Source organism: Marinilabilia salmonicolor JCM 21150 (genome assembly GCF_000259075.1).
In the GTDB taxonomy this organism is placed as follows: Bacteria; Bacteroidota; Bacteroidia; order Bacteroidales; family Marinilabiliaceae; genus Marinilabilia; species Marinilabilia salmonicolor.
Window position 1 is genome coordinate 272487 of record NZ_AJKI01000011.1, and the last position, 13776, is coordinate 286262.

General features: G+C 43.8%; 12 protein-coding genes. All 12 read right to left on the reverse strand.

Features of this window, described 5'->3' with window-relative positions; all coding sequences use genetic code 11:
- Positions 1-72 precede the first annotated feature (72 nt).
- A complete protein-coding gene (locus W7W_RS0108280; RefSeq protein ID WP_010663330.1) occupies positions 73-1416 on the reverse strand; it encodes a citrate synthase in 1344 nt (447 codons plus the stop codon).
- A 20-nt stretch (positions 1417-1436) separates the two neighbouring features.
- A complete protein-coding gene (gene argH, locus W7W_RS0108285) occupies positions 1437-2771 on the reverse strand; it encodes an argininosuccinate lyase (RefSeq protein ID WP_010663331.1) in 1335 nt (444 codons plus the stop codon).
- A 237-nt stretch (positions 2772-3008) separates the two neighbouring features.
- Positions 3009-4079 (reverse strand): M20 family metallo-hydrolase, encoded by a 1071-nt coding sequence (locus W7W_RS0108295; protein WP_010663332.1) that lies wholly within the window; start codon positions 4077-4079, stop codon positions 3009-3011.
- A 345-nt stretch (positions 4080-4424) separates the two neighbouring features.
- Positions 4425-5201, reverse strand: coding sequence for an acetylglutamate kinase (gene argB, locus W7W_RS0108300; RefSeq protein ID WP_010663333.1), 777 nt, complete (start codon positions 5199-5201; stop codon positions 4425-4427).
- A 169-nt stretch (positions 5202-5370) separates the two neighbouring features.
- Positions 5371-6318, reverse strand: a complete 948-nt coding sequence (locus W7W_RS0108305; protein WP_010663334.1) for an N-acetylornithine carbamoyltransferase — start codon at positions 6316-6318, stop codon at positions 5371-5373.
- 131 nt (positions 6319-6449) lie between these two features.
- Positions 6450-7697, reverse strand: a complete 1248-nt coding sequence (locus W7W_RS0108310; RefSeq protein WP_010663335.1) for a glutamate-5-semialdehyde dehydrogenase — start codon at positions 7695-7697, stop codon at positions 6450-6452.
- 29 nt (positions 7698-7726) lie between these two features.
- On the reverse strand, positions 7727-8830 hold the full coding sequence (gene proB, locus W7W_RS0108315; protein WP_010663336.1) for a glutamate 5-kinase: 1104 nt from the start codon (positions 8828-8830) through the stop codon (positions 7727-7729).
- On the reverse strand, positions 8827-9633 hold the full coding sequence (gene proC / locus W7W_RS0108320; RefSeq protein WP_010663337.1) for a pyrroline-5-carboxylate reductase: 807 nt from the start codon (positions 9631-9633) through the stop codon (positions 8827-8829). The genes proB and proC overlap by 4 nt, the downstream gene beginning before the upstream one ends.
- Positions 9634-9646: 13 nt before the next feature.
- On the reverse strand, positions 9647-10243 hold the full coding sequence (locus W7W_RS0108325) for an HNH endonuclease (protein ID WP_010663338.1): 597 nt from the start codon (positions 10241-10243) through the stop codon (positions 9647-9649).
- Between the two features lie 11 nt (positions 10244-10254).
- Complete coding sequence (locus W7W_RS0108330) at positions 10255-11382, reverse strand: aspartate aminotransferase family protein (RefSeq protein ID WP_010663339.1); 1128 nt, start codon at positions 11380-11382, stop codon at positions 10255-10257.
- A gap of 169 nt (positions 11383-11551) precedes the next feature.
- Positions 11552-12517: an N-acetyl-gamma-glutamyl-phosphate reductase gene (argC, locus tag W7W_RS0108335; protein ID WP_010663340.1), complete on the reverse strand. Its 966-nt coding sequence runs from the start codon at positions 12515-12517 to the stop codon at positions 11552-11554.
- 41 nt (positions 12518-12558) lie between these two features.
- Positions 12559-13767 (reverse strand): argininosuccinate synthase, encoded by a 1209-nt coding sequence (locus W7W_RS0108340; RefSeq protein ID WP_010663341.1) that lies wholly within the window; start codon positions 13765-13767, stop codon positions 12559-12561.
- Positions 13768-13776: the final 9 nt, after the last annotated feature.

A 13776-nucleotide genomic window follows, 5' to 3' on the forward strand; every position in this document is an offset into this window, starting at 1 on the left:
GGGATTTTACATGTCGTAAATAACTGATTCAGAAACACGAATAACGAATTAGTTGGTGTTTTCCTGCAACAACTATCTATCTTTCATGAATGTATATTTCAGCCGCGGATAAACCGCTTTATAAGCAGGACGTATAATGCGACGGCTTGAACATGTAACTTCCTCAATTCGGTGCGCACACCATCCTGCAATTCTGGCAACTGCAAAAATAGGAGTATATATCTCTTCCGGAATTTCCAGACACTGATAAACAAACCCGGAATAGAAATCCACATTGGCACAAACCGTTTTTGAACCTGAACCTTTGAAATCATAGAAAACTTCAGGTGCAAGACGCTCGATCATAGCATACAAATTAAACTCCTTCAGGCGGTTTTTCTCCACAGCAAGCTCTTCCGCTTTTTCTTTGAGCAAAATAGCACGAGGATCAGAAAGCGTATATATGGCGTGTCCGATTCCGTAAATTTTCCCGGTCCCGTCATAAGCTTTTTTATTCAGGATTTTCTCCAGATAAGCAGCCACCTCTTTCTCATCTTCCCAGTTTTTAACATTTTGTTTGATGTTGTCCATCATGTTAATCACTTTAAGGTTAGCGCCCCCGTGCAACCCTCCTTTAAGAGAACCGAGTGCTGCGGCAATAGCGGAGTAAGTATCCGTTTGTGCAGAACTCACCACACGAGTGGTAAAAGAAGAATTGTTACCACCACCATGTTCGGCATGCAATACCAAAGAGAGATCCAGCAAATCAGCCTCAAGTTTGGTGTATTTCTTTCCTTTAAGCATATAAAGGAAGTTCTCTGCCGCACTCAACTCAGGTTGAGGATGACGAATAATAAGGGATTTTTGCTGATATGAATGTCTCATTCCAAAGTATGCATAAGCCACAATAACCGGAAATTTGGCGATCAGACTCATGGACTGTTTCAACAGATTTTCGGGAGAATAATTCTCAGCCTCGTCATCGGCCGTGTACAATCCGAGTACCGAGCGGGCCAGCATATTCATCACGCAGCGACCACGCAGAGACAGAATCATGTTTTTGGAGAAAAAATCAGGCAGCTCACGCTCTCTTGCCAATTGATTACTAAAAGTACTCAACTGGCTTTTGTCCGGCAGTTTTCCCGACAGCAGCAGATAGGCAGCCTCTTCAAAGCCATGTCGTTTATCTTCCTGAAATCCTCTGCAAAGATCCTTAAGTTCAACGCCACGGTAATAAAGTTCTCCATGGGCTGGTATGATATTCCCCTCTTCATCTTTGTTGTAGCCCACCACATCACCAATATTGGTAAGTCCAACCAAAACACCCGAGAAATCGGCATTTCTCAATCCTCTTTTCACATTGTATTTAAGATACAACTCCTTGTCGATCTCGCACGACTGAACAGAGGCTTTTGCAAATTCATTCAAAAAGGCCATATTTTAAGTTTTTAGGTTAATCATGTAAGTAATTTATTCATAGCATCCTGCACACGTTCAAAGTTAAATCCCGCGATTACAACATCCATTTTATCTTTGATTTCTTTGTTGCACAGGTTCCCAATGCTTCCCTCATGAGTATGTTGCACTGCGGAAGTATCGGGCAGGAACTCTCCCTTTTCTATTTCTATCCCCACCTGTTTATATGCATCCCGAAAGGTCATCCCCGAAAGCACACGCCGGTTCACCTCCTCCACACTAAACGCATATTTGTAGCGTTCATCATTCATAATATCTTTAGCAATCTCCATTTTGGAGATTGCTGTGGTCATCAGGTCAATACAGCTAAGGATATCCTCAAAAGCAGGAATAAAAACCTCTTTGGTAATCTGCATATCTCTAAAGTACCCTGATGGCAAATTGCCTGTAATCATGGCAATCTGATTGGGTACATCAATCAATTTGTTACACCTGGCCCGCAGCAGTTCAAACACATCAGGATTCTTTTTATGCGGCATAATGCTGGAACCGGTGGTAAAAGCATCCGGTAACTTCACAAATCCGAAATTCTGACTCATATACAAACAAGCATCCATTGCCAGTCGCGATAAGGTTGATGCTATTGAAGATATAGCCATAGCCACCGACCGCTCCATTTTTCCACGTCCCATCTGTGCATAGACCACATTGTAGCTAAGGTCGTCAAAACCAAGCAGACGGGAGGTCAGCGTCCTGTCCAAAGGGAATGAATTTCCATATCCGGCAGCTGCCCCGAGAGGGTTTTGATTAACAACCCGCCAGGCGGCCTGCAAAAAGTGCAAATCATCCACCAGACTCTCTGCATAAGCCCCAAACCAAAGACCAAAAGAAGATGGCATGGCCACCTGCAAATGAGTGTATCCAGGGAGTAGGTCATCCTTGTGGGCATCACTACGCTTTTGCAATACATCAAAAAGATCTTCCACAGCCCGGGTCACTTTCATAATTCCGTCACGGGCAAACAATTTTAAATCAAGCAAAACCTGATCATTCCTGGAACGTCCGCTGTGTACCTTCTTTCCTGTATCCCCAAGTTCGCGGGTGAGTAACAACTCCACCTGTGAATGCACATCTTCAATCCCTTCTTCGATCACGAAGTCGCCTTCCTCTGCATTTTTATACAGCTTCTTCAGCTCGGGAATCAATGTCTGCAGATCCTCCTCACTCAGCAATCCCACCTTCTTCAACATCATGGAGTGAGCCAGCGTTCCGGCAATATCAAAAGGGGCCAGAAACAAATCCAACTCCCTGTCTTTACCAATAGTAAATGACTCTATCTTTTTGTCAGTATCAATACCTTTATCCCAAAGCTTCATAAAACTACAGCATTAGCAAGAAATTAAACCCTAAGAATCGAAGTGAAAACCGGAGCAAACTCTTTTAAGGGCTATAAAAGTGCATATTATTCATTTTTAAAACAAGAGAAACACACTTACAGTTTTCACCCAATTTGCAATCAAAAAGTCGAAAGCGTCACAAAAATAAGCGAATATTTTAAAATCCATGTATTGAAAAGAAAAATAATCAACACATTCATTTTATTTTTAATCATTTTAAATTGAATTAATATTCAATCCATCCAATAATTTGAAATACAATCCCACCGCTTCAGCTATCTCTTTTTTGCAAATGAACTCATCAGCGGTATGTGATCTGGCAGAATCTCCAGGCCCTATTTTGACAGTAGTAAACGGCAGACGTGCCTGATCTGAAGTAGTAGGAGAACCGTATTTCTGAAGTCCCAGTTGCTCCCCACGAATCACAAAAGGATGATCAACAGGAATAGAGGAACTGTTCAACCGAAATGAGCGTGCCTGCAACCGGCAGTTCACCTTCTCCTGAATCAATTGAAAAAGTTCCTCATTACGGTAAAATTCATTAACCCTGACATCGACCATGAACTTACAAATATCGGGAACGACATTATGCTGCGAACCGGCTTCGACACCGGTAACGGTCATCTTAACGGGTCCCAAAAAATCTGACTGCTCAGGAAACTGAAACGTTCGAAACCATTCCAACACAGGAAGAGCCTCATAAATGGCGTTCAAACCCTCATCCCTGGCGGCATGACCGCTCCTCCCCAACACTTCACCATCAAGAACCATCAGTCCTTTTTCGGCTACAGCCATCTGCATTTGTGTCGGCTCACCAACGATCCCGAGATCTACCGGGCCAAATTCTTCTATAATGGAAGCGACCCCGTCATCACCTGAAACTTCCTCTTCGGCGGTGGCCGAAAAAATCAAGTTATAAGTTTGTGGCGATTGTTCCAATTTCCGGAAAGCTGCAAGAAGGGCCACCACTGAAGCCCCTGCATCATTACTCCCCAATCCGATAATACGATCGCCCAACTCAGTAGGAACAAACGGGGGATAGGTCCACGCAGAGGAGGACTTAACTGTATCCAAATGAGAGTTAAGCAAAATGGTTGGTTTCTCTTCCGAAAAACCAGCGGACTTTACCCATACATTATTCCCCTTTCTTTCAGGACTGAGCCCAAACGACTTCAGAGAATGCTCAAAGATATCGGCAACCGCCCCCTCTTCTCTGCTTAAAGACGGAGTGGCAACCATTTTTTTCAGAAGTTGTATGGATTCGGAAACAAAGGGATCTTGTGACATACAATAGATCGTTAGATTTTTAGAAATTAGAGATTAGAAATATCGTATAACATTGACATTTTGAATTTTATCAAAAAAACTCATTTAACCTGAACTATTCATAAATTATCGATTACAATGTTCAACTACCGGCTAAATACAGGCGTCCTCAATAAAATTGACTTGAAAATAAATCGTTATTCCCTTCATCAATTTTCTTTGCGGTTACCCGTACTTATTGGTATTTAAACATCTCATGACGAAAACTTATGAATAGACCAGGCTAAGATTAAAAACTTAATTTCCAGAACTTTGAAAAAGATTAACGGACTATTGACATAAAAACAATTAATAAACTCTCAAAAACTATTCACCCAGGGTAGTTCCGCTACCCGGAACAGACAAACCTTCAGTATTGGTAATTACCACCTCTGATACGCCGTTTGCCAGTGAATTAAACCCATTTTCCAGCTTAGGAACCATTCCTTCCGAGATAATTCCCTCGTTGCGATACATATTGAATAACTCACGGTTAAGGAAGGGAATCACAGAGGTATCATCATCAGGATTAATCAGAACACCCGGTTTTTCAAAACAAAACATCAGCCGGGTTTCCATGACTTTGGAAAACCCTGCTGCCAGGGATGAAGCAATGGTATCGGCATTGGTATTCAAAAGGGTTCCCTGTCCATCGTGTGTGAGTGGAGCAATCACAGGAACAATTCCCTGCTTCAACAAAGGAATAACGGGGGAGATATTCACCTCATCCACATCACCAACAAAACCGTAATCAATATCAGTTCCGGTACGTTTATGGGCTTTGATAAGATTCAGGTCAGCACCGGTAATCCCCATCGCATTAATATCCATAGCCTGCAACCCTGCAACTACAGCCTTATTCACCAGGCCTCCATAGACCATTGTAACCACCTCCAACATTTTCTCATCAGTAATACGCCGACCTTCAACCATTTTAGTTTCTATTCCGAGGCGCTTGGCCATGGTCGTAGCGGAGCGTCCTCCTCCATGCACCAAAACTTTTGGTCCGGGGAGGGCAGAGAAATCTTCCAGAAAATCGTGAAGTGTTTCCGGACTCTCCAGCACTTTCCCTCCGACTTTGACAACGGTAAGTTGTTGATCCATACTTCCTTTTCTTTTTTTTACAATTAGTGTAAAAGTTTTTTCTGAGTGCTTGATTCGAAAAGTTCAAGTTCAAGGCGTGTGAAAAATCTAAACCGCAGAATACTAATGTATTTGAGGATTTAGATTTTGAGCAACAACGCAGAAGTTGGACTTTATAGACAAAGATTAATTACAATGATTCAAGCATACGTTTCAACACAGTCTGAGCGGAAACCACACGGTTAGCCGCCTCCTGAACAACAATGGAATCCGGACTTTCAATCACACCGTCTGTAACCACCATATTCCGCCGCACCGGAAGACAGTGCATAAACTTCGCTTTATTGGTCAATGCCATTTTTTCTTCATCCACCGTCCATGAACGATCGGTGGAAAGCACCTTTCCATACTCCGAAAAGCTTGCCCAACTTTTGGCATAAATAAAATCGGCACCTTCAAAGGCTTTTTTCTGATCGTATTCCACATGAACACCATCCATGAATTCAGGCGCCAGCTCATAACCTTTCGGATGGGTAACGGTCAGATCCACATCAGCGACCTTCATCCATTCCACAAAAGAGTTGGGAACCGCCTGAGGTAACGCTTTCGGATGCGGAGCCCATGTAAGTACCACTTTAGGCCGTTGAACTGAACGATGCTCCTCAATGGTAACAAGGTCTGCAAATGCCTGAAGCGGATGACGGGTAGCCGACTCCATACTTATAACGGGACGACCGGAGAGCTCAATAAACTGATTAAGAATCTTCTCACTATAGTCCTCCTCTTTATTCTCAAACCGGGCAAAGGACCTTACCCCTATAATGTCACAATATTGGCCAATCACCGGAACAGCCTCCCGGATATGCTCAGGTTTATCGCCGTCCATAATCACCCCTGTCTCTGTCTCCAGCTGCCATCCATCTTTATTGATATCCAGAATAATAACATTCATTCCCAGGTTGGTGGCTGCCTTTTGAGTACTCAAACGAGTGCGAAGACTGGAATTAAAAAAAATCAGAACCGCTGTTTTGTTCTTTCCCAGATGCTGATGTGCATAGGGATTCTTTTTAACTTCTGCTGCCTCTTTCAAGGCCTGGCTCAGATTGCCGATATCTGATGGAGTAAGAAATCTTCTCATATTTTTATTGTGTAAGTAGCACGTTTAAGAGTTGTTGGGTTTTGGGTTTTGAGTTTTAAGTTTTGAGTTCTGGGGTTCGGGTTCCGTTCCGAGGTTCGGGTCCCGGGTTGTGGGAATTAAATCTGAGTGCCTCAAGGGCGAACTACGCCATCACTCTCAATCAACCATTTGTAGCTAGTAAGTTCCCGTAGTCCCATAGGTCCGCGGGCATGAAGTTTCTGAGTACTGATTCCTATTTCTGCGCCCAATCCGAACTGAGCCCCATCAGTAAACGCGGTGGATGTATTGGCATAAACGGCAGCTGCATCCACTTCATTAAAAAAGCGGGCAATTACATTCTTGTCCTCAGCCATAATTGCTTCACTGTGTCTTGAGCTGTAATGTGAAATATGCTTTAAGGCCTGGTCAAAATCATCAACCACTTTAACAGACATTCGAAGGCCCAGAAATTCTGTACCAAAAGAGGCTTCATCAGCCTTCCGGAGCAGGTTTTCAGGATAGTGTGACTGAAGAACTTCATAAGCCCGTTCATCAGCCTCAATGACAACATTCTTCATCGCCAGCGCGGCTACAACATCGGGCAGATCAGCCACACGATCGGCATGAAGCACCAGACAATCAAGAGCATTACAAACGCTGGGCCTCCTTGTTTTAGCATTAAAAACAACCTTTTTTGATTTCTCCAAGTCGGCGGAAGCATCCACATACGTGTGTACAATTCCGGCACCAGTTTCAATCACCGGGATCCTGGATTCATTTCGGACAGAGTTTATCAACCCCTGAGAACCTCTCGGGATAAGCATATCCACGTAACCATCAGCATGCATAAGATCCTGGGCCGCTTCCCGGTCGGGAGGCAGCAACTGAATAACATCTGATGAAACAGAATGCGAAACCAGACACTCCCTGATAATTCCGACAGCTGCAAGATTAGAGTGCCAGGCATCCTGTCCTCCTTTTAATACAGAGACATTACCTGATTTAAAACACAAAGAAAAAACATCAAAAGTCACATTGGGACGGGCCTCATAAATCACCCCGACAACACCGATGGGTACGGTCACTTTTTTCAGTTTCAGTCCGGAAGGCACTGAACGCCCATCCAAAACATCACCAAGCGGAGAGTTCATTCCCGCCACATCCCGCATATCAGATGCAATACCTTCAATTCTTTCTGCAGTAAGTTGAAGTCGGTCGTAACGTGGATCAGACTCTTTCATCCGCTCCAGATCCTTTTTATTGGCACTGAGCAGAAGAGCCGTTTTTGCCACCATAGTATCAGCAAGATCCAGCAAGACCGTGCGTATGAAGTCATCACTCAGACGAACCATAACATTTGCCGCCTCCTTTGCTTTCTTAAATTGATCAAGGTTTGTCATAACAAATCATTTTCTCTTCTCCTTATTCACTAATGTACATCAGGATAAATAAAAAGATAATCATAATGTACCAACGGTCTGTACCTGCTATCTTCAAGATGGCGCTCCGCAACGGATTTTTCATATTGAGCTCTACCTATACCGATAACACCCCCGTTATAGTCGCGAATTCTCAGCAAGTCACCCTTTTTAAAATCTCCCGAAAATGAGATTACTCCTGCAAGCAACAGACTTCTTGCTTTTTTACCGGTAAGGGCATTGCGGGCCCCCTCATTAACCTTTACCTCCGCCTTTGCAAACCCATCTGCATAAGCCATCCATTTTTTAATGGCAGGCTTGGGACTGTCTGGTTCAAAACGGGTATGTTTAACACCCCCGGGATTGTGGGCCAGATCAAGGATTATATTATCGCGGGTTCCGTTGGCAATATGAACTGCAACACCTGAGTCAGCCGTTTTACGTGCAACGCGACATTTGGTTAGCATTCCACCACGCCCAAAATTACTTCTGGTAGTGGAGATGTATTTTTCCAAATCATCTTCCCCCTCTTTGATCAGCGGTACCAACTCAGCACCCGGATCTCCGGGCATTCCGGTAAAAATACCATCCACATTGCTGAGGATAAAAAGAGCCTCGGTCCCCATCATGGAAGCCACCATACCGGCAAGTTCATCATTATCAGTAAACATGAGCGCGGTTACCGACACTGCATCATTTTCATTTATTATTGGCACAATGTGGTTTTCGAGCAGCACCGAAAGGCAATTCTTCATGTTCAGATAATGCTCTCTGGTGCTAAAATCCTGTTTGGTCACCAGCACCTGCGAGCAGGTAAGTCCCCTGTTGCCAAACAACTGCGAGTAGATATTCACCAATTTCACCTGCCCCACAGACGACAACAACTGTCGCTCAGACACCGGATCTTTGGCAATTTTCCGGGCCACCATACTCCGACCGGCAGCCACCGCACCACTGGAAACCAGCACTACACCAATTCCCAGTTTATGAAGTTTAGATATCTGCGCAGTAAGATGCTCAATCCTTTCCAGATCAAGATTTCCATCGGGTCGTGTAAGGACATTGGATCCGACTTTTATGGTAATTGATTTATAATACAGATCTGCTTTTGTCACTTCTTTTTACTTCCGTTTTCAATTTTCTCAAATGAAGTAATCAATCCTTTAATGAGCGATGAACTAAAACCCTGATGTTCCATCTCGTTCAGCCCCGAAATGGTGATTCCTCTGGGAGTAGTCACCTTATCAATTTCTGCTTCGGGATGCGCTTCTCCCCGGATAATCAACTCTGCAGCTCCTTTCACCGTTTGTGAAGCTATTTTGAGTGCCAGATCGGAACCAAACCCAATCTCAACTCCTCCCTGTGTAGCTGCACGAATAAATCTGAGGGCAAATGCTATTCCACATGCTGCCAGCACTGTTGCCGAAGCCATCAATTCTTCCGGAATAAACTGCACAGTTCCGGTAGGGTCAAATAGCTCTCTAATAACAGACTCCTGCTCTTCTGTAGCTTTGTAGGATGAGACACAGGTCATGGATTCTCCGATGGAGATGGCTGTATTGGGCATTACCCGGAAAATAGATTCTCTTCCGTTTGCCATTTCTGAAATGCTTTGCGAATCAACCCCTGCAGCAAGAGAAATCAACAATGTTTCATCAGTGAGTGCCGGCTGAATCTCTGAGATGATATCCTCCAACTGATAAGGTTTAACAGCCAGAATGACAACATCGGCATCGGTCACCGCCTTCAGGTTGTCCTGGCCAACAGAGATCCCGTATTCTTCCAACGACTTTATCAGATGCACCCGACGACGGGTAACAATCACTTCTCCTTTAAAGGGTTTGTTTGATTTCACAAAACCTTTGGCTATGGCAGTTCCAAGGTTTCCCCCGCCTATAATAGCAATTTTATTGATCATTCAGAATAGGTTTTTATTTTTCTCCAACCACTGGCTTTGACTGAACATTTACGTGAGACCAGTTTTCGCCGCGTTTTATTCGATGTAATTGAATTTCGCTAATCCCAAACTGACGGGCAATAATCTTAAGCCTGGTTTTTCTTCCGGGATCGGAAATCCGTTTTTTTAGCAACATCACCTGCGTATCGGTAAGCTTAGCTCCCTCACATGGTTTTCGGGCTTTCATCTTTTTCCGGCCTTCCAAAACCAACGGATTGCCCTGTTGATGATCAAACATATCCTTTTTATTCGCCCAGCGCAAGTTTTCCACAAAATTATTGCATTTATTGTAGTCCAAATGAATCACAAACGTTTGATCTTCTGAATCTTTACCAATAAACTGTTCAGCAACCAGTTTGTGCACATAAAAAGTTGTGGATTTACCAAAAGGTCTGAGTGGCAGTGTCCTGTATCCTTTTAACACGCCACCCTTTACGATGCAGGCATCACCTTTGTCATCTGCACAATAGCTGATGACACGTCCATAATTTGATACTGCATAGCGCTTTCTCAACGCTCCTTTTTTAAAGGGAATCTCTTTCCACTCTTCGTTCCAATAAGAATCAACCATAGCATAAGGGTTTAGGGAGCCAGAAGGCGGCCCAAAGCCCTGGTAAATACAGTTGCCTGTTCCACCGTCAAAGACAGTGGAGGAAGCAATCGAATGATATTGGTTGAAGAAACCCCTGTGAAAATATGTTCCTCATTCAAAAGTTTTTTCCGCAAAGAGGCCACCTCAGAATCAAACTCAAGGCCAATCATGAGCCCACGTCCGCGCACCTCTTTGATACCATCCATTTTACCCAGCTCTGACAACAGAAAACTCCCTGTTTCAGCAGCATTCCTGATCAACTCCTCAAATTCCATCACCTCCAGTACGGCAAGTCCTGCCGCACAAGCAAGGTAATTTCCTCCAAACGTGGCTCCAAGCATACCGTGCCTTGCCTCGATATCGGGACTTATCAGAACGCCACCCATGGGAAATCCATTGGCCATTCCTTTGGCTGTTGTTATTATATCGGGTTTAATATCTGCTTGTTGAAAAGCGAAAAAGTTTCCACTTCGCCCATATCCGGACTGAATTTCATCCAGAATAAGCTTACAATCATATTTTTTACTCAGTTGCTCCAGAGTTTGAAAGAACGAATCATCCGGAATCTGTACTCCTCCAATTCCCTGAATTCCCTCAATGATAATAGCACAAACATCTCCGCTTTTCAGTTCTTCCTCCACCAGTTCAGCATCATTGAGCGGCAAAAAGGAAACATCCATCCCCTTGTTGATATTGGCCTGTATTCTCACATTATCGGTCACACTAACCGCTGCAGATGTACGGCCATGAAACGCTTTATTAAAAGCAATAACTCTTTTCTTTCCTGTGGCAAAAGATGCCAGTTTCAATGCATTTTCGTTGGCCTCGGCACCACTGTTACACAAAAACAGGTGATAATCGTTCAATCCCGAAAGTTCTCCAAGTTTACGCGCCAATTCCTGCTGAAGCGGATTTATGACAGAATTGGAATAAAACCCAATCTTCTTCAATTGATCATTGATACGCTTTATGTAGTGAGGATGCGAATGGCCAATGGAAATTACCGCATGACCACCATACAGATCCAAATACTCCGTACCCTGGTCGTCGGTCACATAACATCCCTTACCTGATACCGGAGTCACATCCATCAGCGGGTAAACATCGAAAAGTTCCATATTAACTATCTCCTATATTCCGGATTTCCGGGAAATTATTGCAAAAACACAAATTGGTTCGGAAATGTCGCTGCATTCAACTGAATGCAGCGACAAACGAATCTTCGGGTGTGGGATTGAAAAAAATGAACACCTAAATTTAAACCGTAAAAAACAACCCTTAACTATTTCAAAAAGCCACTGGCTTAAGTCGTAGTCCCTCCGATTCGTCCAAACCAAACATTAAATTCATATTTTGAACAGCCTGACCGGAAGCCCCCTTGGTCAGATTGTCTATAACACTCGTGATGTGCAGCTTACTGCCATATTTCTTCACATGCAACAAACACTTATTCGTATTGACCACCTGTTTGATATCCACAGGTTTAGCCGAAATGGTCACAAAAGGATGATCTTTGTAAAAATCTTCATATATCTCAACCGCCCGATCCTCTTCCAAATCACATTCGAGGTAAACTGATGCCAGGATTCCACGGGAAAAATTCCCTCTTACAGGAACGAAATTAAAGGGCTTTTCAAAACCGGGCATCATTTCGCGCATGGTTTCGTTCATTTCGTTCAGATGCTGATGACCAAAAGCTTTATAGACCGAAACATTTCCGTTTCGCCAGCTAAAATGGGTCGTTCCTGAAGGTGCCTGTCCTGCGCCTGTGGATCCGGTAATTGCATGCACATGTATTTCGTCCAGCAAATGAGCTCCTGCAAGTGGTAACAGAGCCATCTGTATAGAAGTGGCAAAACAGCCGGGGTTGGCCAGAAACTGACAGGACTTGATCTTTTCCCGGTTCACTTCAGGCAAACCATATACAAAATCATTCTCTGCACGATTCAGTCGGAAATCATTACTCAGGTCTATAACTTTAAGATGAGGAGGCAAATGATGCTCCTGCATAAAAGTCACCGATTTTCCGTGTCCCATGCAAAGAAAAACCACCTCCACTGTCTCAAAATCCATCTTATCAGAAAAAATAAGATCGGTATCTCCCAACAGGTCGGAGTGCACATCACTCAGAGGTTTACCCGAATTGCTTGTACTATGAATCCACTCAATCTCAGCACCAGGATGTCCAAGTAAAATGCGCACCAGTTCTCCTGCTGTATATCCGGCTCCTCCAACTATTCCAACTTTTATCATGTTCTATAATTTCTCAATAAATCAATCTCCTAAGTTTCAGATTACACTCCGGTTTCCACATCGAAGCCATTCACCTTATTGAATATCTTCAGATAATTACCCATAAGTTTGGTAAACCCTTTCACATCATCGGCATTCCACTCCTTGTTCATTTCACCATAATCTCCAAATCCGCTGTTCATCAGATCATGTTTGGAGCGGATTCCCACAAGTTCGAAGCGATAAGGGTGCAACTTAAGAATGACTTCTCCGGATACATTGGCCTGAGAATGCTCCAGGAAAGCCTCAATATCTCTCATCACAGGTTCAAGATATTGTGCCTCATGCAATAACATTCCGTACCAGTTGCCCAGTTGTTCTTTCCAGTAAAGCTGCCACTTGGTCAGCGTATGTTTCTCAAGCAGGTGATGCGCCTTAATAATCATCAGCGGACCTGCTGCCTCGAATCCTACCCGGCCTTTGATTCCGATTATGGTATCTCCCACATGGGTGTCACGACCAATAGCAAAGGCATTTCCCAGGGCTTCCACCTTTCGGACAGCCTCCACCGGATTGGCACATTTCTCACCATTTACACCATTCAGCTCACCTTTTTCAAAAGTCAAAACCATCTCCTCAGGTTTCTCTTTTTGTAACTGACTCGGATAGGCTTCTTCAGGAAGGCTCTGATCGGTTGTCAGCGTTTCTTTACCACCGACACTGGTTCCCCAAAGACCTTTATTGATAGAGTAGGTCATCTTGGTCCAATCCTTTTTAACCCCGCGTTTTTTGAGATATTCAATTTCGTCTTCCCTTGAAAGAGTCAAATCCCGGGTGGGGGTGAGAATCTCTATTTCCGGAGCAAGAATCTGAAAAGTCAGGTCGAAACGAATCTGATCATTTCCGGCTCCCGTACTACCATGAGCAATGTATTTTGCTCCAATTTTCCGGGCATAATCGACGATAGCCATTGCCTGAAAAATACGCTCGGACGAGACCGAAAGCGGATAAGTATTGTTTTTCAACACATTACCATATATCATATACCTGATACAGTTGCGATAATACAAATCGGTAACATCCAGGTTTACATGATCTTTTACGCCCAGTTCACGGGCACCAGCCTCAATTCCGCGGAGTTCTTCATCCGAAAATCCGCCGGTATTTCCTATTGCCGAATAAACTTCCAGTCCCTTCTCTTCTTTCAGGTATTTCACACAAAAAGAGGTGTCCAGGCCACCACTAAACGCAAGTACTACTTTTTCACTCATTTTTTTCGA